The sequence below is a fragment of the Sulfitobacter sp. W027 genome (assembly GCF_025143985.1).
Classification (GTDB): Bacteria; Pseudomonadota; Alphaproteobacteria; order Rhodobacterales; family Rhodobacteraceae; genus Sulfitobacter.
Genome location: NZ_CP083568.1, coordinates 1 through 23,146 on the forward strand (window position 1 = coordinate 1; position 23,146 = coordinate 23,146).

The window sequence follows — 23,146 nt, forward strand, 5'->3', positions numbered from 1 at the left end:
GCCGGTTGGTGCTGGCAAATTTGCCGCCGCTCTCCGATTCCCATTTCCAAACTTTAGGGGGCGTATATTCGGGCGTATCCGACATGTTGATATTCCTTGTTATTCGGGTCTGCTTTGTAGGTGGGGCTTTGCGCAGCGCTTGCAAGCGCTGTGCCGCAACGAAAAGGCCGCCCCAAGAAGGAGCGGCCTTAAAAATCGAATTGCTGCAAGTCTCAGCCCTGACGGGCTTTGAACCGGCGCTGCGTTTTGTTGATGACGTAAACGCGGCCTTTGCGACGCACAACACGGCAATCGCGATGCCGATTCTTGAGCGAGCGGAGCGAATTGCGAACCTTCATAGGTGGTCTCCTCATGTCGTGGCGCGGGCCAGCGCCTGGGTTGCGGGCAACCGCCAAGGCGGGTCGATGAATAAATGGTGGGCGATACTGGGATCGAACCAGTGACCCCTTCGATGTCAACGAAGTGCTCTACCGCTGAGCTAATCACCCACTTAACGACGTTTCATAATCGGCCCCAAACAAAAATGGGGCGCGAAATTTCGCGCCGTTTGGGTGCTATAAAAGGAGTCGGCAGGAGGATCAAGGGCTTTTGACGCGGAATAAACACGCTATGTTCGACGCAGAGGGATTTATTATGCCTATGACCGCCTACGAAGTACTGCATCCTGACCGCAACCGCTCTTGTGTGGTCTTTGCGTCGCCCCATTCAGGGCGCGATTATGCAGCGTCTTTTCTGCGGCGGTCGGTTTTGGATGAACATGCGATCCGCTCTTCTGAGGATGCCTTTGTCGATCTATTGTTCAATTGTGCCCCGCTTCATGGGGCATCCTTTATCAGGGCAGGCGCTCCGCGGGCCTATATCGATCTCAACCGCGCGCCGGAGGAGTTGGACCCATCCGTCATCGAAGGAATACCGCGACAGGGGCATAATCCGCGCGTGGCTTCCGGACTGGGGGTAATCCCTCGCGTGGTGGCCAATGGCCGTGCGATCTACCGTGGCAAGCTGTCCCTAGAAGAGGCGCAGTTGCGAATCGACAGCTACTGGCGGCCTTACCATGCAAAATTACAGGAATTGCTGACCCGGGCGCATCGCCGTTTTGGGCAGGCGGTGCTGGTTGATTGCCACTCCATGCCGCATGAGGCCATGGACGGCGTGGCGCGTGGCGGCATGCGGCGGCCCGATGTGGTGCTGGGCGACCGCTTTGGCGCGGCGGCGGGCGGAGACGTGGTCGACCGAATCGAAGCGGCCTTTGTCGATGCCGGTTTCGTAGTGACACGCAATTCGCCCTTTGCCGGTGCCTATATCACCCAAGCCTATGGCCGCCCCTCACGTGGGCAACATGCGGTGCAGGTTGAGATCGACCGCGCGCTTTACATGAACGAGCGTCTGATTCGCCCGAATGGCGCTTTCGAGGCGGTGCAGGCGGCGCTGCAACGTGTTGTCGCCGAAGTGGCACAGATCGGGCAGGAACGTCTTCCGCTCGCGGCGGAGTAACGTCAGCGCAGGGCGCGGCCCTTCACGATCGCCTTCTCTCCAAAGCGGCTGCGGATACTATCGGCCGCGCGTTCGGCACGGCCACGCTGTGCGGCACCGGGGTCAAGCAAATCACCTGCCATATCTGCGCCTTCTGCACCCGAAAGGTCCGACAGCCCCACGCCAATAAGCCGGTAGGAGGTTTTGTGGTCGACCTGATCGAAAAGGGCGCGGGCGGTGCGATAGATGCGGTCGGCCAGTTGCGTCGGGTCGTGCAGCGACAGGCGGCGGGACAGCAAAGAGTGATCGGCACGTTTGAGCTTTAGGGTCACCACCCGGCCTGCAATCTCTTTCGCCTTTGCCCGGTCCGCGACCTTTTCCGCCAAGCGCCAGATGTGGCCGTCGAGAATCTCCGCATCGCCGGTATCGTCAAAGAATGTCGTCTCATTGCTGATCGATTTTACCGGACGGTGCCTTGACACGCGCCGCTTGTCTTGGCCGCGTGCAAGGTGCCACAGCCGGTCGCCCATACTGCCGAAGCGGGCAATGAGGTCGGTCTGCTCCCACCGCAACAGATCGGAGAAGCTGCGGATGCCTGCTTTTTCCAACGAGGTTTGTGTGGCCGCCCCAACGCCCCAGATCATACCGACAGGTTTGTCGCGCAGAAAAGCAGCAGTTTCCCCCGCGCCAATCACCGAAAAACCATGTGGTTTGTCGAGGTCCGACGCAACCTTGGCCAAGAACTTGTTATGGCTAAGCCCGATGGAGCCAGTCAGTCCCAATTCCAGCTTCATCCGTCGCACCAGACGCGCCAGCATGACAGCAGGGGGCTGGCCGTGCAGCCGCGCGGTGCCGGTCATGTCGAGGAAGGCTTCATCAAGGGACAGAGGTTCAATTGCCGGGGTCATCTCTTCCATCATCGCGCGGATCGCGCGGGAGGCTTCGACATAGGCCTCCATCCGCGGTTTGATGATCACCGCCTCGGGCAAAGCTTGAGCGCCTGAAAACATCGGCATGGCAGAGCGCACACCCCGGATCCGCGCCACATAGCAAGCAGTCGACACGACCCCGCGCCGCCCGCCGCCGATGATAACCGGTTTGCCCGCGAGTTCAGGATTGTCGCGTTTCTCGACCGAGGCATAGAAGGCGTCGCAATCCATATGGGCGATCGACAGGTCGAACAGTCCGGGTGCGACAGCACGCGCGGGCTGCCACAACGTGGACAGCGTCGTGCAGGCACGATTTCATTCAGACAGTCGCGACAGAGGGTAGCTGCCGAAGTTCTGGGTCGCGACAACCGAAAGGGCCGTCGCACCAGAGCTGTAGGTAAAGGAACCGATGTCGATCCCAATCCCGATGTAATCCAGATCGGGGCTAAGAATATTGGCCCGGTGACCGGGACTCTCCATCAACAGCCTGTGCAGGTTTGCAACATCGTCGCGATAGCCTTCTTCGCCCCGCTCTGACTGGATGGCGAGGTTTTCCGCGGTGCGCCAGCTGCCCGACAGATCGAAGTCCGCAGCCCGAATGCGTTGTGTCGGAGACGTGTCATCAACGCCCGTATGGGAAAACACATTGTTCTCCAGCATCCATTCCGAATGATCATCCGCAGATTGGTTGAGGTTCGTTTCAAGCTCAAAGAGGTCCAGATTGAGTGCAGATCGTTCTTGGTTGACGAGTTCCAGCATGTAGAGTTCTAAATCGGTAGCATAGACCATGGGCCGTCTTTTCCTTTTACATGGGCGCCGGAAAAGAAAACTCCGGAACACGAAAGCTGTTGGGGAACCTATTGGTTGATTGGGTCGCGATTACGGCCTGCGTGAGGAAATAGAAAGACGTCGCCGCAAGCGGTCCACACCCGGCGCGGAAATCTGCCACCTTCAGTTAAATTGGCAGTTTTAACTTAAGAATATCTTACCCCCCGGTTGTGTTCTTTGTCTGTGTCCGGACCCAGCCCAGGAACGCCAGGTCCGCATTGCGCAAGACGGCCTGCCCGTTGCGGTCCCAATAGCTGTGCCAATCGGCTTCCAGCGCGTAGACATCTACACCAGGCATCAATGCGCGTGCGGCCTCTAGCGCATCCACGCTCAGCTGCGGCGCACTGCCATGCTCTAGCACCACGGGACGGCGTGAGAAGACCATCAGATCACCGGGTTCTTCGAGCATGTCATAATCAGGGAGATGAGCCGCGCTGGCCATCTTGCGCAGAGCCGCGCGGAACACCCGCAGAGGGGCCGCAGATCCGGACTTCTTATGCAGCGTTGTGACACTTACCCGCCATTCGCGCTGTCGGCCACAATGCTTGCGTGCCAACTCATAGATGCGCCGCTCCAAGGGCTTGCGCAGGCGAAAATAGTCCCGGCTCAACGTCAGCACGGACTTGGTCTGCACAGCACGGAACAACCATTCGCTCAGTGTGACGCCGACAGAGATCATCCGCCCGCCCCGCGCACGGCGCTTGATCTCCCAGGATTCGATAAGGCCTAAACCCTGTGTCGTCTCAATCCCGCCAGTGGCCATATTCGTAGTGATGCGTGTCCCCGCCAGACGCTCGAACGCATCCTTCAGACGGGCATAGGCATCCCCGGATGTATCGCGGTTGGTCGCTACCAGCAGGTCGTGTGCTTTAAGAGTAATGTGGCGCGAAATTTTACGTCCTGCATTCACTGCCGCCATCAACTGACTGATGCAGAAAATGAGAATGTCCTTGTCATGGATTGTTGCCCGCCCTTTGACCGAGGGGATCACCTCGATGGTGGTCCCACCATGCGCATAGGACAAAATGCGTTTGTCGGGCCGGGTCGAAAGGGAGAAAATCGGATGCTCCATCGTGCCCAAGTCATCTTTGGGCGCTGCATCAAATACATCGCAGACGAAAAAATCTGCCGTAGGATGTCGGTCCGGCGACAAGCTGGATACAGGAATATCGGTCATGGCTGTCACCCTGCCTGCAGGTGCGCTGTCGCACCTTGTGTCACTGCTCGCCCGAGGTTGCGGATCATGTCGCCCGCATATCACTCAGATTATACTGCCCCGATTCTTTCGGGGTTTCAGTGACACCTAACCTAAAGTCATAGATACCCCCCCGTCCAGAACTGCTATCGGGGGACCAGAGTCATCTTTTCGGGGGATCAGAGTCACCGTATCGGGGGTTCAGAGTCGGAGAGCTTGGAAAAACCGGGGCTTACCCTTTGGTTTTAAACATTTAAACGAAGGTAGAATGTCCCTGTAACTGTATTATAACCAAATATAACTGAAAAAATTTCCAAATTGCCTCAAATATGTCCCATCCTACAGACTGATACCGCCTTATTTTCTCAGAAAACTCTGACGATGTAGCATCTTTAGTTTCATGTTCGCTCTTTTATGGTACGGTACCGGAAACGACGCACATTAGGAGCATTCATGCCACCCGAAACAGCGGGCCATCTGCCCCCCTATTTCCACATCGACCCCGATCAGGCCAATGCAGCACTGGGTACACCGACCACCACAGAAAACTTTAAAAAGCTGGCGCATGCTTGTGACACTGGCCGACAGGATCTGCAAAACCGCGGCTTACAGGGAGAAAGCGGGCGAAGCTTGCGTCGGTTCTCGACCTGGGAAATTACCCGTTACCTAATCCCCGTCGCCACAGGTCATTTTCGCCGAGTGCTCAAACAGAACCCCGATTTGCCGCAAGGGATTTCCGAAACGGCGGGCGGCGCCAAGTGGTTTACGCTTGATGAAGTTCAGCGCCTGCGTGCGCATTTCGGCAACGAGGGGTCCAAAGCCAAAGAATACTTGCCCTACCGCCCTAAGGGTTTGCCCGCCAAGATGGTCGCCGTAGCCAATTTCAAAGGGGGTGTGGGCAAGACCTCGACGGCGGCGCATCTGGCCATGTCCGCGGCCCTTGATGGCTATAAGGTGCTGGTGGTTGATCTGGACTCCCAAGGCTCCATGACCTCGATCTTTGGCGGTGCGGTCAAGGACGAATGGCAGACAGTGTTCCCGCTAATGGCACGCCACTACGCACTACAGTTGCGTTTGGAGAACCAGCGCCGAATGGACCGCGGCGAGGGGCCTTTGCCGCTTGATGATACGCTTACCGAGGCCTTGAAGGTCGATAGCAAAAGCCTGATCCAGAGCACTCACTGGCCCAACATCGACCTCATCGGCGCGCAGCTCAACCTTTATTGGGCCGAATTCCAAGTGCCGGTCTGGCGCATGCAGGCGCGTGGTTGGAAGCTGTGGGATGCGCTGACGGATATGTTCGCAGCTGACGGCGTGCTGGACGACTACGACGTGATCTTTCTCGATACCCCCCCTGCCCTTGGCTATCTGACAATCAACGGGCTGGCCGCCGCTGACATCCTGCTGGTGCCGCTTGGGGCTTCGTTTCTGGAATTCGACAGTACCGGTCGGTTCTTTGACATGTTGCATGCCACCTTCGGCTCCATTGAGGAGGCTGAGAATATGGCAGCCCGAGCCCTGGGGCGCGAGGGGCTTAATTTCGAATGGGACGCGGTGCGCGCGGTGGTCACTCGGTATGATGGCGCGCAGCAGGCAGAACTTGCTGCATTAATGCAAAGCTATCTTGGCACCGCTCTCTCGCCGCATCGACAGGATTTCACCGCGCTGATCGGACAGGCTGGCGAACAGGTACAGGGCATTTACGAAGCCGACTACCGTGATTTTAACCGTGAGACCTATGTACGCGGTCGTGAAACGTTTGATGCGACCTACGCCGCATTCAAACAGTTGCTGATCGGAGCCTGGAGGCGAGACGAACTGGCTTCCAGAGACACCGGTGCGCAGGTTGTTTAATGACCATGCGGACCTTTTGCCGAATGTTTAAACCTCACGCCGATCCTCGCCCGGCCCCCGCAACAGGAGACGCCCCATGGCCAAACGCAAACGCTTGACCCCCGCCAACCCCGATTTCTTGAATCCTGATTTCTCCGTGAGGGCGCCTGAGACGAAATCCATGGCGCCCTTGGGGGGTATGCGCGCCCCAATCGCGGACGTCGCTTCTGAAGCCTCGGCCACAGCTGCTTTGCAGGAAGTAAGCCGCGAACTGCATGAGGCGCGCGCGCAGGGTCGGATGATCGCCGCCCTGCCGCTGTCTGCGATCCGGCTTGATCACTTGGTGCGCGACCGGATCGCACATGATGACGATGATATGGCGGCCCTCGTTAGCTCTCTGCGCGACCGCGGCCAGCAAACCCCGATCGAGGTCGTGGCGCTGGCAGAGGGTGGTTACGGCCTGATCTCAGGGTGGCGGCGCTGCACGGCGCTGATGCAACTTCATGCGGAAGGTCACGGCGACGGCACTGTGCTTGCGATTGAGCGCCGGCCCAATGATGCCTCGGATGCCTATATCGCGATGGTCGAGGAAAACGAGATCCGCGTGGGTCTAAGCTACTTTGAGCGTGCCCGTATCGCCGCTAAGGCCGTGGAACAGGGTGTGTTCGACACTGAAAAAAGGGCATTGCTGAATCTTTTCGGAACGGCCTCCCGCGCCAAGCGATCCAAGATCAGATCCTTCCTGACGATTGTCGGTGCCCTTGATGGCGCCCTTCGTTTTCCGCAGTCCATTGGAGAGCGTTTAGGCCTGCAACTCTCAAGCGCATTAGAGCGTGACACGGATCTGGGGGCGCGTCTACGGGCTGAACTTCAGGACGGGCGGGTGGAAACGCCAGAGGATGAGATGCAGCTTCTGACGCAGGGGCTCGCAGTAGAATCAGACTCTAAAGACCGCAAAAATACAACTGCCCTGCCAGCGTATTCCGAGCGGGACCTACGCGACGGCCTGCATGTGCGCGTGTACAAATCAGACGGTCGGATCGAGCTGAGTGGCCCTGCCCTTACACCTGAATTGCGCGCCCGTCTGTTGCGATGGCTTGAGAGTTCTTAACAAAACAGGCTCTATCCGTCAGGATAGAGCCTGTTTTAAATGTTTCGCGCGCGAAACATTTCTCTATTTCAGCAAAGATGCCAAGTAGGTACCGTAAGTATTCTTAGCGTATCTTTCAGCCAGCTCAGCCAGTTCGGAGCGGCTGATCCAACCCTTCGAAAACCCGATCTCTTCGGGGCAACCCACCTGCATACCTTGACGGCTTGATAGAGTTCTTACGAAGTTGCTCGCGTCAAGAAGGCTTGCGTGGGTGCCCGTATCGAGCCACGCATACCCTCGGCCCATTTGCTGCACTGTTAGGCTGCCATCATGCAAATAGCTTTCCAGCAAAGCGGTGATCTCCAGCTCGCCGCGCGCGGAGGGTTGGACCTTGCGTGCGCGTGCAGGCGCCGTACCGTCGAGGAAGTAGAGTCCAGTGACCGCGTAATTCGATGGTGGTACTTCCGGTTTTTCGATGATCGAACGCACCGTGCCATCGGGAGCGAAATCAACCACTCCATAGCGTTCCGGATCATGCACGCGGTACCCAAATACGGTCCCGCCTTCCTGCTTATTGTCTGCCTCGGCCAATTGCTCGGGCAGCCCATGGCCAAAGAAAATATTGTCGCCCAGAACCATCGCGCTTGATGCCCCGTCTAGAAATTCTTCAGCTAGGATATAGGCCTGCGCCAGCCCATCAGGTGAGGGTTGTTGGATGTATGTGATCTGCAGTCCCCACTGGCTGCCGTCTCCCAGCGTGCGCTGGAATTGGTCTTGATCCTGTGGCGTGGTGATCACAGCAATCTCGCGGATACCCGCGAGCATCAGGACCGACAAAGGATAATAGACCATCGGCTTGTCATAGATCGGCAAAAGCTGCTTGGAAACGCCGACGGTGATCGGGTACAGCCGCGTGCCCGACCCGCCAGCCAGAATGATGCCCTTGCGCGCCTTCGTGCTTTGGTCCGTCATAATAATAACTTTCTTACAATCTGTGCCAAATTGGCTTTCCAAATTGGGGGGGATATCCCGAAGTCAGACTCTAACGCTGAGCAGTCGAGCCTTGAGTTAAGGGGACGTGTGGCCGGTGTCGGGTAGTCGCATGTGGGGATTCCAGTCACGTCAACCTTCCGCCCCGCCGCAGCAAATGTTTCGCGCGCGAAACATTTCCAACTCGTGGATGGCGTGCCAGCGTAGTGATAGGTGCCGCCGCTTTGGCCTGTGCGCATTGCCCGCGCCATATCTAGCAAAGCCGCTGCGATGCCGGCTGCGGGGGTCGGGCCACCGATTTGGTCATCGACCACACTCAATGCGTCGCGTGTCTCTGACAGGCGGAGCATCGTTTTGACGAAGTTGTTGCCATGGGCCGAGAACACCCAAGACGTGCGTAGGATCGCATATGCCCCGCCGGCCTCGCGCACCGCCTCTTCGCCCGCAGCCTTGGTGCGCCCATAAACACTCAGGGGGGCGATCGGGTCATTGACCTGCCACGGGTCTGTGCCACTGCCGTCAAATACATAGTCGGTCGAGACATGTAGGAACGGAATACCCAGATCCGCGCAGGCCTGCGCCATGGCGGCGGGGGCCTGCGCGTTGATCATCTGGGCAAGGTCGGGCTCCTCCTCGGCGCGGTCTACGGCGGTGTAGGCTGCCGCATTAATCACCACATCGGGGCGGTGCTCTCTGATCGCGGCTGCACAGGACGCCGGATCGCTCAGATCGGCAGCGTGACGGTCCAGAGCTGTGACATCGGCTTGCAATTGAAGCTCAGTGGCGATTTGGCCGGTCTTGCCAAAAACGAGGATCATCCGGTCTTCCCCAGACGCTCGCCCACGCCATCGCGGGCCTGTAGCGCGCGCCACCAAGTTTCATTATCCAGATACCATTGCACGGTTAGGGCAAGGCCTTCCTCGACGGTAACGGAAGGATGCCAACCCAGCTCGGTGTTCATGCGGGCAGGGTCGATAGCATAACGCGCATCATGGCCGGGGCGGTCGGCGACGAAGGTGATTAGGTCCGCATAGGTGCCACTGTCGCGGGGGCGCTTTTCATCCAGGATCCCACAGATCGTTTTAACCAGCTTCAAATTGGTGCGCTCATTCTCACCCCCGATGTTATAGGATCGGCCCAGCTTGCCTTTCTCCAGCACGCATAAAAGCGCGTCGGCGTGATCCTCGACATAGAGCCAATCGCGGATGTTAGCGCCGTCGCCGTAGATCGGTAACGGCTTGCCCGCCAGCGCGTTCAGGATCACCACGGGGACCAGTTTTTCAGGGAAATGGTAGGGCCCGTAGTTGTTAGAGCAATTGGTCAGGACCACGGGAAGCCCGTAGGTTTCGGCCCAAGCGCGCACCAAGTGGTCGCTTGCGGCTTTAGATGCGGAGTAGGGGCTGCGGGGATCGTAGGGGGTGTCTTCGGTGAACATGCCTGCGGGGCCCAGCGACCCGAAAACCTCATCCGTCGAAATGTGGTGAAAGCGGAATGTGTTGGGCCGGCCCTGCGCGGTCCAGTAGGCGCGCGCGGCTTCCAGCATGTGATAGGTGCCGGTGATGTTAGTTTCGATGAAATTACCCGGCCCATCAATCGAGCGGTCGACGTGGCTTTCGGCTGCCAGATGCATGATTGCATCGGGTTTGTGGGTCTTTAAAATGCGGTCCAGCGCGGCACGATCCCGGATGTCGGCATGCTCAAACGTATAAAGAGGGCTGTTGGCCACCTCGGCCACGTTATCAAGGCAGGCGGCATAGGTCAGAGCATCGAGATTGACCACCCGATGCCCCCGCGCCACAGCAAGCCGCACAACTGCCGATCCGATGAAGCCAGCACCGCCGGTTACGAGAATTTTCATGTGTCCTGGCCTTCGAAGCTGAATGGTGTGTCGATATCCGCCAGCCGGGGCGCTTGAGCATCCTTTGCCGAAAGCCGTGGCGCGTCTTCGCCCAATCCCCAGTCGATCCCGATATCAGGATCATCATAGCGCACGGCAGCATCGCAGTCAGGGGCATAGTAATCGGTGCATTTGTAGATAATCTCAGTGTCGGGTGCACGGGTCACAAACCCATGCAGGAAACCCGCAGGGATCAGCAGTTGCTTACCGTTCTGCGCCGAAAGCTCGACGCCGACCCATTGAGCATATGTCGGGCTGCCGCGGCGGATGTCGACGGCCACGTCCAAAAGTGCCCCACGCCCGCACCGTACCAACTTGGCCTGTGCATGGGGGGGCTTTTGGAAATGCAGGCCCCGCACTGTGCCCGCCGCCTCACTGAGGGAATGGTTGTCCTGCACGAAGTCATAATGTAGACCAGCTTGCTCCATCCGCGCCTTATTCCAGCTTTCGGAAAAAAAGCCGCGGGCATCTCCATGGCGGGCCGGGGTCAAAACAACGACCCCCGGCAATGCTGTTTCTTCGATCTTCATCGGGAAATTCCTTGAACCTGAAAACCTGGACCTTCTTGCCAGATTGGGGTCAGAAAGCAACCCGAAGTGCCGGGAGCGGCCTGCGGTGTTTGACTTGGCGGAAGAACTATGACCAGAGCCACACGGAGTTTCAGGCTGGAGATATACTTAGGATGCAAACCACGCTGCCGCCCCTGTCACAGCGCCTTGTAGCAGTTGTCGTGACGTACAATCGGCTGGACCAGCTTCGTCTGACCGTGGCGCGTCTGTTGGCGGCGACCTCAGAAGGGCTAGATCGTATCATTGTGATCGATAACGCCAGTACGGATGGGACGGCTGGCTGGCTGGCGGCCCAGAATGATCCGCATCTGGTGGTGCAGCGCTGTGCGGTGAATGGCGGCGGAGCAGGCGGGTTTGAGGCAGGGATGCGCTTTGCCGTAGATACCTTTAATCCTGAGTGGATCCTGGTCATGGACGACGATGCGCGCCCTGCGCCGGGGGCCGTAGCGGCCTTTTTGGATGCTGACCGCAGCAGTGCGATGGCGTGGTCGGCGGCAGTCTACCATCCTGACGGGCGGATTTGTGATATGAATCGCCCCACGCTTAATCCTTTCTGGCACCGCGGCATGGTCTGGCGCACGCTAAAGGGCGCACTACGGGGACGCGGACGGGCCGGGTTTCACCTAAATCCCGCCGATTACGAGGGCAGTGATTTCAGGGCCGTCGACAGCGGATCCTTTGTCGGGCTGTTTGTTTCGCGCGCGGCGATCAAGACAGTGGGGTATCCAGATGGGTCGCTGTTCATCTACGGCGATGATGTGCTCTATTCGCTGGCTATGAGACAAGCAGGGGGCACGATCCTGTTTGATCCCGCCATTCGGTTCGAACATGATTTTACCACCATTTCAGGCGCTGATCAGCGTTTCCGTCCTCTTTGGAAATCCTATTATCATTACCGTAATCTGCTGATGGTCTATCGCCTGGCTGCTGGTCCGTGGTTCTGGCTGGTGCTGCTGATGATGATGGTGAAATGGGCGCTCAAGGCCCGGTTCCACTCGGGAGAACGGGGACGCTACCTGATGCTGCTGGGCCGCGCGATCCGCGACGGGCTGCTGCGGCGCACTCAGATCCCTCACGCCCGCGTGTTGGCATGGGCCAATCCAGCGTCTTCGCGCCCCTAATTGCGGCTACCGGTTGAGAATGACACGGTGATACCTGCCCATCAAGACGACCCCTAGAAACCCACAGACTCCCGCAAACAGCAGCACATAACTGATGCTGACATAGGAGGCTTCATAGCTGCTGTAGAAACCGCGCCGCATCAATCCCGTGACATGCATGATCGGATTGTACCACAAGATATCCTGTAGCGCGCGTGGCATGCTTTCGTAAAGAAAAAGAACGCCTGAGATCAAGAACATGGGTCGCATGAGGATGCTCCAGATCTGCATCCAGATGTTGAAGAGCCCGAACAGGACACAATTCAGAAGACCCACGCCTAACCCCACCGCAGCGGCCAGGCAAATTGATTGAACAATTGCGCCAACGTCCAGGATGATACGGCTATCGATGGTCAGAACCAGTCCCGTCAGGATGATGATGATCACGAGGGTTTCGGTCAGAACGCCCAGGATAAACCGCGCCAGAACGGCATCCACCCAGGTCACGGCGGGATAGAAGAGCAGGGCGCGCGAAAAGTTGATGCATCGCCCCACCGCAGAACCGAGGTTGTTGTACATCCCGAACGGCAGGAAGCCCGTTGCGAAAAACAACAGGAAACTGGTTCCCAATGGCGGTGTGCGCACCAGAAGAGAAAATCCGAAACCCAAGACAGCGATGCCGCCCAGCGGCTCCAACACGGCCCAAGCATAGCCCCCCGGGGAGCGCCCGTAGCGCGTGGCCATTTCGCGCAGGATCAAGGCCGAGACGGCTCTGAACGTCGCAAAGCTTCGATTTGCACCATGCGCGACGGGACTAACCTGGGCAGAGGGACGCGACATTACGGTTTGCTCCAGTGCTGGCAATACCGGGATCAGTATGTAAAAGATTCCTTAGAAGTTCAAACCATCTTCCGGAAGCAAAATGAGTGAAATGACCCCGAAAGACAGCGCGTCTGCCGAACCTGCTCCGGCCCCCCGGAAGGTCGAGAAGGTGGAGCCCTATGTCCGCCCCGTACGTCGAACGGTAAAGGCGGCGCGTTTCCGGCGTCGTCATTTTGGTTTGGTCCTTTCCTTTTTGGCCGTGGTTCTCATCCCGCTGTCGGTGGTGGGGTTCTACCTTTGGGTGATCGCAAAGGATCAATACATCTCGCTAACCGGTTTCACGGTGCGTCAGGAAGAGGGGGGGAGCGCCTCGGCACTGCTGGGCGGCTTGGCCAGTCTGACAGGAGCATCGGCCTCCTCGGACGGGGACATTCTCTACGAGTTTATACTGAGTCAGTCTCTCGTTCAGAAGATCGACGAAAATGTGGGCCTGCGTGAACATTACAGCAGATATTGGGACGACGATCCGTTCTTTGCCCTGAAGCCCGATGCCAGCATTGAGGATTTGGACAGCTACTGGCGTCGGATCGTAAGTGTTTCCTATGACCGTAGTTCGGGATTGATGGAAATGCGGATAGAGGCGTTCACGCCTGAAAAAGCTCGCGAGATTGCTGTCGAGATCCTGCGATTAAGCCAGAACATGATCAATGACCTTAACGAGCAGGCCCGCGAGGATGCGATGCGCTACGCGCGAATTGATCTTGAAGAGGCGGTCGGAAGGCTCAAAGTGGCCCGTGAGGCACTGACGGCGTTCCGATCCGGGAACCAGCTTGTCGATCCGGCTTCGGATATTCAGGGCCGTGCAGGTGTGATCAACAACCTGCAGCAGCAATTGGCCGAAGCCTTGATTGAGTTGGATCTTCTCAGCGGAACCGATGGGGCTGATCCGCGTCAGCGTCAGGCGGAGCGGCTGATTACCGTGATCCGCGAGCGGATCGCCAACGAGCGCGAGCAGCTGTCCAGTGGGGCAGGGGCGGGGGATGATTACCCGGCCCTGATAGCGGAATACGAAGGTCTAATCGTGGACCGGGAGTTTGCCGAGGAGACATACCGTGCATCACTGGCTGCACTTGATGTAGCCCGGGCCAATGCCTCCCGGCAGAGCCGGTATCTGGCGACATACATCGCGCCAACACTGGCACAGACCAGTGAATATCCCCGTCGTGCCGTGATTTTTGGTCTGGCCTCACTATTCCTGGTGATGGGGTGGGCAATCATGGCATTGGTGTATTATTCCATCCGCGACCGTAGCTGACGGAAAGGGCTGCGATGATCCGCTTTGAGAACCTGAGCAAGAGCTACTGGGTACAGGGCTTTCAGAAGGTTGTGATCGACCATCTCAACACCGAGTTGCCGACCGGTAAGTCGTTGGCGCTGCTGGGGCTAAACGGAGCCGGTAAATCGACCCTGATGCAGCTAATTGCTGGCACGTTGCGCCCCGATAGCGGACGGGTGGTGTCGGATGGGTCGATCTCTTGGCCGGTGGGATTCGGCGGATCATTCCACCCGGATCTGACAGGCGCGCAGAACGTTCGGTTCATCGCGCGTATCTACGGAGTGGACACCGACGAACTGGTCGCCTTTGTCGAGGATTTCGCGGAACTGGGCAAACACTTCGACATGCCGGTACGCAGCTATTCTTCGGGTATGAGGTCACGCCTGACGTTTGGGGCGTCTTTCGGTATCAAATTCGATACTTACCTCGTTGATGAGGTTACTGCAGTGGGCGACGCTGCGTTCCGCCGCAAGAGCAAGGCGCTGTTCAAGGAACGCATGCAGACATCTAGTGCAATCCTTGTTTCGCATGAGATGGGGCAGGTGCGCGACTATTGTGATGCTGCCATCCTGCTGGCAGATGGTCATTTGACCTATTTCGAAGATGTCGAAACAGCGATCAAGTTCCATCTCGATGCCATCGAGGATAGATAACCTAAGAGCTGCGCCGCTTGAAATTCGGGCCATCCTCCTCAATAAGGCCTGATATCTTTTCCCTTAATGCACCGGTATGTGGGCAGGACGTAAAAAACGATGAAACGCTTTGTGATCCTGGGGCTGCCGCGCAGCGGAACGACCTATCTGATGAGTTTGTTGGACGCACATCGCAACGTGATCTGTGCGGGGGAACAGTACAATCCTTATGCGGTTATCGGCTCTAAGCATGACGACAGTCACGCTGCCATACTGGGCCGCGACAAGGATCCGGTCGGCCATATGTACAGGTTCTTTGACGAGGCGGCCGCTAAAGGCGCGGCCAGCGGCGGTTTCAAGTTCATGATCGGCCACAACCTGAATGTATTGCGCGCCCTTGCCACAGACCCCGAAGTGTCCATCATCTACGTCTGGCGCGAGAACCGGCTGGCGCAGGTGTCTTCCCTCATCAAGGCGTACCAAAGCAAGAAATGGGCGCAAAGCAAGGCCGATGAGCATGTGACGCGTAAGATCAAGGCGACCCCGCGCCAGATCAGCCACCGTTGGCATGAATATTCGACATTCGATCATCTGATCTCGATTTGGCTGGCAGGGGTGCCCAACCCCAAGGTCACCTATGAGTACCGCGAATTGTTCCAGCCCGGCTTCGAAGAGAAAATCTGTAATTTTCTGGAAGTACCGTACCGACCCGGCATGAAAAGCCCGTTGATCAAACAAAGCAGCAATTCCATCGCGGACCGTTTCGAGGACCCCAAGCCTATTCGCTACTATTTCAACCAGATCGGGCTGAAGCGCTGGCTGGAAGACGAGTTGTGAGCCGCCCTCTCCGGGTTCTCTACTACAACTGGGTCGACTATCTGGATACGGAAAAGCGCGGCGGCGGTGTAACACTGTATCAGCGCAATTTGATGGAGGGGTTAGAAGGTCGCGATAATGTCGAGGCGGTTTTCCTCTCTGCCGGGCTTGGTCATGATCTGAGGGCGCGCGCCCCGCGGTGGGAACCTGTGCGTCATGGACCCGCTGAAAACGGCGACTGCCGGTATGAGTTGATCAACTCTGGTGTGCTGGCCTCGGCGCATGCCAGCTTCGGCGATCCCGCACAGGTGTCGCATCCGCCCACCAGCGATGTATTTTTCGACTTCGTCGCGCGGACTGGCCCCTATGACGTAATCCACTTCAACAATCTTGAAGGGTTGCCCGTTGAGGTTCTGGCGGTCAAAGAACAGCATCCGGAGACCCGGATTGTCTTGTCCTTGCACAATTACTACCCGATCTGCCCGCAGGTGAACCTCTGGGCACATGAGCGTGAAACCTGCGAAGACTTCCAAGGTGGCGCACGCTGCGTCACCTGCCTGCCGCATCAGCATGACGCGCGCCTGCTGCGCGGAGCTAATGCGGTGTCCTACCGGCTGCGCTGTGCGGGATTGCAGCCGGGTACATGGGCCTATGATTTGGCTTTCCGCGGCATTCTGGCCATAGGCCGACGCGGCTTGCAGGCGCTACGCTGGTTGCGGGGCCGAGGGCAGGTGATGGCGGAAAACCGTTTGTTAGAGCCGCATGTGGCGGCAGATCGTGCCAAAGCTTTTGCGGCGCGTCGTGCAGCCATGATCGACCTGATCAATACCCATTGTGATCATGTGCTATGTGTCTCGGATGCGGTGCGCATGTTGGCGCAGCGCTACGGCGTTGCCTCGGCACTGACCCGCACAAGCTATATCGGGACCCGTGCCGCCGAGTTCTACGACGAGACGGCACCCGCCCAGGATAACCCCCAGAAACAGACCCTGACACTGGGGTATCTGGGCTACATGCGCCGCGACAAAGGGTTCTTTTTCCTGCTGGATGCGCTGGAAGCATTGCCCCCGGATCTCGCTGCTCGGCTGCGCATCATGGTCGCCGCGCGCGCGGCGGACCCTGCCACTATGGCGCGGTTGCGTGCGTTGGGCGATCATCTGGCGGAGGTGATCTATCACGATGGTTATACCCACGCGGAGTTGGAAGCGATTTTGGCGCCGGTAGATATAGGAGTGGTGCCTGTGTTGTGGCACGACAACCTGCCGCAGGTCGCCATTGAGATGCACGCGCGCCGTATCCCCTTGTTGACGGCAGCAAGGGGCGGTGCGCCGGAACTGGGAAACTGCCCGGAGATGGTGTTTGCGCCAGGCGACGTTGCAGACTTTGCCCGACGGATACAGGCTCTTTTGGCCGGAGAGATCTCCATGCAGGCCTATTGGCACGGGGCGATGCGTCCGGTGACCGTACCTGAGCATCTCGTGGAACTGCTGGAAATTTACGAGGAGCATGAGGCGGCACCCTGAGCCGTGCTTGCGCCCTGTTGCCCCCCTTATCCCCTTTGGCCTGCGCAGGGCTCTATGATCGGCCCGGGGTTGCGGGGGAATGCGCAGCTTCAGCCGCGGAGCCTGCGCCTGACGAAAGGCACATCCGTCCATTTTTGCGATAGATCAGGATCGAAGATCACGCTGCGCCCCTCAGAGACGAGGGCGAGATATTTACGGTATTCCTCGGCGTTGTTGAAATGCTGGCCGCGCAGAACTTCGGCCTGTGCTTTGCGCCGAAAATCGGTGTTGTACTTGAAATGCGCAAACAGCAATTCGCGCGGGGCGATGCGCGCGTCGCCGACGAAATGCAACCCCGCCGAAAGGCGCATCCACGGCTGGTAACGCAGCAGCGCCAGTTTTTGCGCGACGAACATGCTGCGGTGCGAGCCTGCAATCAGCCGGTGGCGCAGCGCAGAGGTCCAGCAGCGCTGATCGGCAAAGGGGCCGCGGGCCAAGGTGTTGGCAAGGAACGGTACGCGGTCGGCGTAACCGGCTTGGTCGAAGGGCGTGCCTTGGGCAAAATCGGCATCCTCTAACGGGCCTTGAGGGTACATATCGAGCATGAAGACACGGATGGCCTCGGCAGTCTCGAAATCAGAGTGGTTGAGAAGTTGCGCCAATGTTTGGCTCTGTTTCTCCTGCCAGACCAGCAGTTCGTCGGCATCCGCCACCAAGGACCACTTGCCAACCCGGAAGGCTGCCATCATGGCCTGCTGCCAGGCCACGCCGTATTGCGACAGGCGATAATCCGTATCCACCGAAAACAGCGCCACATCGGGTTGCTGTGCCAGATATTCCAGCGTGCCATCGTCCGAGCAATTGTCGGCGATCAGGAACGCTTCCACGCCCAGCTTGCGGTAATGGGCTAGGAAATGTGGCAGCATGAACATCTCGTTGCGCATGCAGGCCACCACTGCCACCCTTGCATCGCGCGCCCGGGTAACGCTGTCCTCCGAGCTGACGAGTTCCAGCGCGTTGCTCTGATAACCCAGTTCGGCCTCTTGGTAGCTCGGCCAGATCTTGCGCGGCCACAGGCCGGGCTTGTCGTAGCGCACCAATGCATCTGCTTGATCAAGATGAGTATCGAGATGCACCAGTTGCAAGGGGGCCGTCTGGCTGGGGTGAAAGCTGTTGTGCCACAGCGGGACGGGGAGGGCGTCTCCATAGGTCCGGCGGCGCATGGAGATGCGGTAGTCCTCTTCGGCGGGAGAGATGCCGCGCATGGCCAGAAGATCGCCCAGCATCTTGTCTTCCATGAACGAAACGCTAATCAATTGCTGCCCCTCGGGGCTTGCGGCTGCTTCCAAGGCGGCGGCCATGGCTGTGCGACTAAGGGCGTAGCCAGTGCCACCATCGGTGTATTCCGAGGGCTCTGGCGATTTGTCCAGATCGAACCGGCCGCGCAGGGAGCTGGATTTACCCTGGTGCCATTTGCGGTCCATCTGTCCCACTGTGCGATAGAGGCGGCGGCCGTAATAGTCGAACTTGCGGTAGCTGAGCGAGTGGAAAAACAGCGGCGCGTTGAGAAAACAGTCGTCGTCGATCTTCACCATATGCCCGTAGCGGGTGTTGTCATGCACCCATCTAATGGCGGCCAACGTTTTTTGCGGCAGCCCTTCGTAGTCGTCGGGCGCGTCCAGATAGACGATGTCGCCATCCCGTGTACCGTCGCCGTCACCGACCACGACGACATAAGGCACGCCCAGATCCTCCAGCAGGCCCAGCCAGCCCGCGCGCATCGCGGGGATGCGCGTATCAAGGTAGGGCACGCAGGAAAACACTGTGATAATGGTATCGAACAGCGGATGACCGTCCGGTAGGCCTGTGTTGTCACTCGCGGGCAAAGCGGCCAGGGAAATGTCAAGATGATCGACCAGCGCTTGCACCACGGGCAGCAAATCCTCACGGTGCTGGAGGCGGCGCAGGGGCTGGTGCAAAGCGGGTGCCGCGCGCCATTGCGCGCCCTGGGCGTCAAGAAGGACGATTTGCTGGCGGATCCAGTCGCATATTGCCTGCACCTGAGCAGCGTCGCTGTCATGTAGGCTGTCGATCAGGGCCACGGCCATGCCCAGCCCCAAATGATGCGATCCTGCATCAGCTAACTGGCCAAAGCTGTCCGTCAGGGCCTCCGCCAGAGCGGCCTGCGAGGGATTTGCGGTCAACGCAAGTGCTTGCTGCGCGGCCTGTTGCTGGGTGTCGAAATAAGGTGCTCGAGGGGTTTTCGGATAAAGTAGTGGCAGCGCCGTGGCCGCCATGGCCGCGACCTCCGCCGCGACGGGCGCGCTACCGGGGCTGGCCATATGGCGCAGGACGTTGCGATCGCGGTCCCGGCTGTCGGGCGTGTGCAGTGTGCCTAGATCGGACAGGGTGATACCGCCCTCTGAGAGAGTGGGCAGGCCTGCAGGACCGAAGATCTCGCGGCGGACGCGTGGGGCGTCATGGGTTTTTGCGATCTCGAACAGTTGCAAGGCGCGGTGCTTTTGCAGGGCGTCTGTGCGGTTTGAGGCGATGTCGTCAAAGGCCGCCCGCGCCTGTGCGATGTCGGTGGGCAGATCGGCTGCTTTTTCCAGATCAGACCAAAACTGCCTTGACAGGCCATAGATCTCCAGACAGAGCGCCACGACCTCTTGTTGTTGTCGCGGGGGAAGGCGGTGGCGCTGCAGGATTAGGGTGGCCGCGGTGCGGATCAATTCGCGGCAATGCACAGGCTCCCAATAGTTCTCCACGCGCGCCCTGAGAAACGCGGCGAAGGCATTGAGCATACGGATGCGTATATCAACCGGGGTTGTGGCATGCGTGAGGCCAATGCGCACCGCCCAAGCGATGGCGGGCATTACCAGCCATTCGCGTCGCGGCTCGGTGAGCGTCGCCAGACCCTCGGCAGCCTCGCGGTACTGCCCGTCCGCCACCAGATAGGGCAGGCTTGCCGAGACGGCCCAGCGGCTGCCCGCGTGGGGCAGGGGCAGCAGGCCACGGCTTTTGGCGCGCTGGTAAAGGCCCTCGAAATCTCGGTCCTGCGCACAGAAGAATTCCGCCAACTCCAGAAACATTGGGGCCTGTGCTGCCGGAGAGACCTGAAGTCCGTCCAGAACGGCGAGTGCTTCCGGGGACTGCTCGGGCGGGGCGGTTCGGCTCTGCGCCAAGCGGGCAACAACGGTTGCGACCTCGCGGTCAATAGGATCGCCCGCGAGGGGCGGCGGGGCCGGTCTGTCTTGCGTGGCGCTGTCGTTCTCCATGAAGTCCTGCACATCGTAGAAAGCGGCCAGTTCATCAATCCGCTTGTGTGCAGGCGCAGAGAGCAGCGGCAGCAATCCAGCATAACGGATATATTCCAGCGTGTTGAGGCATAGGGTGCTGTCGCTTGTCGCCAACGGCAATGTCAGCAGCGCCTCAATCCGCGCGGCGAGGTCCGTGCGCGTAAGGGTGATCCGGTCGGTTTCGGCGCCTTGAATCAATTCCAGCGTGAGCCCCGCTTCAGCGGGCAGATCGCGCCAGAGAGAAGCAGGCAGCAGGGCGGTGGCCGTGCCTTGCGGTGCGGCGGTAAGTGGCAGGGCCGTGGGGGGGCAAGATACGTCAGAGGACAGCGCTTGCAGTTTAGCCGTGTCGCCCGTGGTGCCAATGCGCAGAGCGAGGCGGCTGTCGAGGACAAGGCCGGTCTGGGGCATCTGCGGGATCACATGTGGGGTGCTGACCGTACCGTTGGTATGGAACCCGGCGATGGCCTCCAATCCGGGGAAACGGGTGTGGCGGCGCAGACCCCGCGGGGCGATGTCGAAGACCTCCTCGCCATTCAGCAGGACGCGAACGCGGGGCGGGGCGAAGTCAAAGACGACGTCCGCGCGCCCCGAGGACAGGTCCACCACATAAGGAATTTCAGCCTTCCATGTGCCGTCGGGGTGCTGGCTGTTGAACACGGCCAGCCCCTCCGCCTGACGTAGCGATAGGTGAAACAGGACTTGGTCGCGGCCCGCCGCCTGAAAATAGATGTTGGCAAAAGGCATGGTGTGGAAATCGGCCCGCAAAGTGAGAAGCCCGTGTTCTTGCAGATTGAAGGCGTGCAGAGGCTTGCTGTTTCCCGCAGGCAGGGCGGGCACTTTGCGGTGGTGAAGTGCAGCCTGCCCGATCCGGCCCATCCGGCCATAGAGCACGGCCATGGGATCAAGCAAACGTGCCAGCCGCGGGCCCACGAACTGATCAAGGCCCGCCTGGCGGTCGTTCCCGTACCCCTGCCATAGGGCGATGAGGGCAGCCCCCAGCACCATCTGCATCCGCGATGCGCGGCTGGCGTATTGACCGAAATACACCTGTTCGCGCAGGGCACGGGCAAAGAGCTTGCGCTGCCAGCCATCCGGCAGGGCCTGTTGTAGAGTGTCTGGAAGGGCCCGCGTGACGGCGCGGGTCAGGGCGGTATGGCCGCGGGACAGCGCGCGCGCGTTGAACGGGGTGTGCCACCTTTCGAACCCACCGTCGCGCAGGGTGACAGTAATGCCGGCATGGGGAATGTAGGTGGTGCAGGGGGCCAGCAGAGCCGCGTTCAGGCACAGTGCCCAATCAGATCTGGGCCCGTCGGTGAAACCCAAGTCGTGGGTGGTGAGAAAGGCGCGCGCGAATATTTTGGCGCTGCTTTGGGCCTCAAGACTCAGAGCTTGGCTGGGAGACAGATTAAGCGGACCTGCAGGCGGGCTGCCCTGCGACCACTGGTCCATATCGAGGATGCCATTGTGATAGGTCGTCAGCCCTGTATCGACATGCGCCAGTCGCATCTGTGTGATGCCGAAATCTGCCTGCGCGCGCAGCATGGCCTCGGTTCGTTGCAAGAGCGTCCAGGGTGTCAGGGCATCGCCGGTTTGCACGAACACCACATAGATGCCGCGTGCCTGTGATAGCCCGTGGTTGAAGGCGACACCCGCCCCCTCGCGCGGGGCACGCAGAATTTTCCAATGGGCAGGCAAGTCCTTCTGATGTGCGCCCACAGCCTGCTGTGCGGCCTTGTTCTGGCAGACGATCAGCGCCTCAAAGCCGGGTGCCGTCTGCGCGCGCAGAGCCGTGAGGCTGCGATCAAGAGCTTCGGTATCATTACCATCCCAGAATAGGATCACGCTGAGGGGCAGGGTGCCTGCCATTTCCAGCGCCCAGCTGCGCCCGATGTCAGGGTCCCAATCGCTGTCATAGTCCAACCCATTCCGCTGCAAAAAGTCCTGCGCGGCGACGGCGAAACGCCGGCGGCGGTCAGGGTCGGCGATCACGGTGCTGCGCTCGAACGTCAGACGGCTTGCGAGGCGGGCGAGAGCGGTGCGCCCGCCGGGGCGATCACTGGCCTCGAATTGCGCGGCAAGGGTTTCAAGCACGTCAAACTGTTCAAATACGCGGTCGCTGTCCTGTCCGGTGATTTGGCCCGCGCGGCCGCGTGTCTGCAGATAAAGCGCCTCGGGCAGGTGAACGATGTGGTCGGTGCGCGCGGCGGCGCGGTGGAAGAAACCGTGGTCCTCGAACCATGTGCCGTTGTCAAAGCGCAGACCTTCGATCAGATCGCGGCGGTAGAGTTTGTTCCAAGCTGATGGAAAATGGCGGATCACATCGCACCAGTCGTGCAGCGGATAGCGGCGCCAAGAGTTATGCTGGGCCAGATCCGGCGCACCGTGGATGGCAGAATGTACGCTGCCTGTGCCGTCTGCCATGTTGGACTGGACGGCGCAGGCCACCCAGTCTGCGCCGCTTTCCTCTAGCACCTGCCACATCCGCATCAGATAGTCCGGCATGATCTGGTCATCACTGTCGACAAAGGCGATGTATCTGCCCACGGCCTGGCTGAGCCCGGTGTTGCGCGCGGCACTGAGCCCTGCATTGTCCTGCCGGATCAGGGTGAAACGCGGATCCCCCCCCGCCGCTTTCAGTGCCGTATCGCCACTGCCGTCGGTGGCGCCATCGTCGATCATTAAGACTTCGAAATCGATTAGAGTTTGAGCCCGCACGCTCCGAATGCAGTCGGCCACATGGTCCTCGACATTGTAGATCGGGATGATCACCGAAACGCAGGGCCTCTGCGGGCAGGACGGGACAGATGCGGTCATTGCAGAACCGCTGCTAGAGTG

17 protein-coding genes, 1 tRNA gene and 1 pseudogene are annotated in these 23,146 nt (G+C 59.3%); 8 read left to right on the forward strand and 11 right to left on the reverse strand.

What is annotated here, in order from left to right; all coding sequences use genetic code 11:
• Nucleotides 1-212: 212 nt before the first annotated feature.
• Together ykgO and K3759_RS19965 are read right to left on the reverse strand one after the other, a co-directional pair.
• On the reverse strand, nucleotides 213-338 hold the full coding sequence (gene ykgO / locus K3759_RS19960) for a type B 50S ribosomal protein L36 (RefSeq protein ID WP_005850168.1): 126 nt from the start codon (nucleotides 336-338) through the stop codon (nucleotides 213-215).
• A 75-nt stretch (nucleotides 339-413) separates the two neighbouring features.
• Nucleotides 414-488: transfer RNA gene (locus tag K3759_RS19965), tRNA-Val, on the reverse strand.
• A gap of 145 nt (nucleotides 489-633) precedes the next feature.
• On the opposite strand from K3759_RS19965, the gene K3759_RS19970 reads away from it, so the two are divergent.
• Nucleotides 634-1,494: an N-formylglutamate amidohydrolase gene (locus K3759_RS19970; RefSeq protein ID WP_259984167.1), complete on the forward strand. Its 861-nt coding sequence runs from the start codon at nucleotides 634-636 to the stop codon at nucleotides 1,492-1,494.
• A gap of 2 nt (nucleotides 1,495-1,496) precedes the next feature.
• On the opposite strand, the pseudogene K3759_RS19975 reads toward K3759_RS19970, so the two are convergent.
• From K3759_RS19975 to K3759_RS19985, 3 genes and pseudogenes are all read right to left on the reverse strand, one after another.
• A pseudogene (locus K3759_RS19975) lies at nucleotides 1,497-2,770 on the reverse strand (DNA polymerase IV).
• Nucleotides 2,718-3,191, reverse strand: coding sequence for a CAP domain-containing protein (locus K3759_RS19980; RefSeq protein ID WP_259986649.1), 474 nt, complete (start codon nucleotides 3,189-3,191; stop codon nucleotides 2,718-2,720). The pseudogene K3759_RS19975 and the gene K3759_RS19980 overlap by 53 nt, the downstream one beginning before the upstream one ends.
• 196 nt (nucleotides 3,192-3,387) lie before the next feature.
• The gene (locus K3759_RS19985) at nucleotides 3,388-4,407 is read right to left on the reverse strand and encodes a replication initiator protein A (RefSeq protein WP_259986629.1); all 1,020 of its coding nucleotides are present in this window, start codon (nucleotides 4,405-4,407) and stop codon (nucleotides 3,388-3,390) included.
• 471 nt (nucleotides 4,408-4,878) lie between these two features.
• Between K3759_RS19985 and K3759_RS19990 the strand changes: the two genes are divergently transcribed.
• Together K3759_RS19990 and K3759_RS19995 are read left to right on the forward strand one after the other, a co-directional pair.
• Nucleotides 4,879-6,279: an AAA family ATPase gene (locus K3759_RS19990; RefSeq protein WP_259986630.1), complete on the forward strand. Its 1,401-nt coding sequence runs from the start codon at nucleotides 4,879-4,881 to the stop codon at nucleotides 6,277-6,279.
• A 76-nt stretch (nucleotides 6,280-6,355) separates the two neighbouring features.
• Entirely contained in the window at nucleotides 6,356-7,369 is a 1,014-nt protein-coding gene (locus K3759_RS19995; RefSeq protein ID WP_259986631.1) for a ParB N-terminal domain-containing protein, read from the forward strand.
• 63 nt (nucleotides 7,370-7,432) lie between these two features.
• Here K3759_RS19995 and rfbA read toward each other — a convergent pair whose 3' ends face one another.
• From rfbA to rfbC, 4 genes are read right to left on the reverse strand one after another with little or no spacing between them, the layout of a single operon-like run.
• Nucleotides 7,433-8,320, reverse strand: a complete 888-nt coding sequence (gene rfbA / locus K3759_RS20000; protein ID WP_259986633.1) for a glucose-1-phosphate thymidylyltransferase RfbA — start codon at nucleotides 8,318-8,320, stop codon at nucleotides 7,433-7,435.
• Complete coding sequence (gene rfbD / locus K3759_RS20005) at nucleotides 8,317-9,156, reverse strand: dTDP-4-dehydrorhamnose reductase (RefSeq protein WP_259986635.1); 840 nt, start codon at nucleotides 9,154-9,156, stop codon at nucleotides 8,317-8,319. Before rfbD ends, rfbA begins: the two co-directional genes overlap by 4 nt.
• Nucleotides 9,153-10,196, reverse strand: coding sequence for a dTDP-glucose 4,6-dehydratase (rfbB, locus tag K3759_RS20010; protein WP_259986637.1), 1,044 nt, complete (start codon nucleotides 10,194-10,196; stop codon nucleotides 9,153-9,155). Before rfbB ends, rfbD begins: the two co-directional genes overlap by 4 nt.
• Nucleotides 10,193-10,765, reverse strand: coding sequence for a dTDP-4-dehydrorhamnose 3,5-epimerase (gene rfbC, locus K3759_RS20015; RefSeq protein WP_259986639.1), 573 nt, complete (start codon nucleotides 10,763-10,765; stop codon nucleotides 10,193-10,195). Before rfbC ends, rfbB begins: the two co-directional genes overlap by 4 nt.
• Nucleotides 10,766-10,917: 152 nt before the next feature.
• Between rfbC and K3759_RS20020 the strand changes: the two genes are divergently transcribed.
• Nucleotides 10,918-11,925, forward strand: a complete 1,008-nt coding sequence (locus K3759_RS20020) for a glycosyltransferase (RefSeq protein WP_259986641.1) — start codon at nucleotides 10,918-10,920, stop codon at nucleotides 11,923-11,925.
• Nucleotides 11,926-11,931: 6 nt separating this feature from the next.
• Here K3759_RS20020 and K3759_RS20025 read toward each other — a convergent pair whose 3' ends face one another.
• Nucleotides 11,932-12,744: an ABC transporter permease gene (locus K3759_RS20025; RefSeq protein ID WP_259986642.1), complete on the reverse strand. Its 813-nt coding sequence runs from the start codon at nucleotides 12,742-12,744 to the stop codon at nucleotides 11,932-11,934.
• An 82-nt stretch (nucleotides 12,745-12,826) separates the two neighbouring features.
• Here K3759_RS20025 and K3759_RS20030 point away from each other — a divergent pair, with 82 nt between their 5' ends.
• The 4 genes from K3759_RS20030 (at nucleotide 12,827) to K3759_RS20045 (ending at nucleotide 17,033) form a co-directional block, all read left to right on the forward strand.
• Nucleotides 12,827-14,041 (forward strand): sugar transporter, encoded by a 1,215-nt coding sequence (locus K3759_RS20030; protein ID WP_259986643.1) that lies wholly within the window; start codon nucleotides 12,827-12,829, stop codon nucleotides 14,039-14,041.
• 14 nt (nucleotides 14,042-14,055) lie between these two features.
• Nucleotides 14,056-14,715, forward strand: coding sequence for an ABC transporter ATP-binding protein (locus K3759_RS20035; RefSeq protein WP_259986644.1), 660 nt, complete (start codon nucleotides 14,056-14,058; stop codon nucleotides 14,713-14,715).
• A gap of 99 nt (nucleotides 14,716-14,814) precedes the next feature.
• Entirely contained in the window at nucleotides 14,815-15,531 is a 717-nt protein-coding gene (locus tag K3759_RS20040) for a sulfotransferase (protein WP_259986645.1), read from the forward strand.
• Complete coding sequence (locus K3759_RS20045; protein ID WP_259986651.1) at nucleotides 15,528-17,033, forward strand: glycosyltransferase; 1,506 nt, start codon at nucleotides 15,528-15,530, stop codon at nucleotides 17,031-17,033. The genes K3759_RS20040 and K3759_RS20045 overlap by 4 nt, the downstream gene beginning before the upstream one ends.
• 89 nt (nucleotides 17,034-17,122) lie before the next feature.
• On the opposite strand, the gene K3759_RS20050 is transcribed toward K3759_RS20045, so the two are convergent.
• Complete coding sequence (locus K3759_RS20050) at nucleotides 17,123-23,125, reverse strand: glycosyltransferase (RefSeq protein WP_259986652.1); 6,003 nt, start codon at nucleotides 23,123-23,125, stop codon at nucleotides 17,123-17,125.
• Nucleotides 23,126-23,146: the final 21 nt, after the last annotated feature.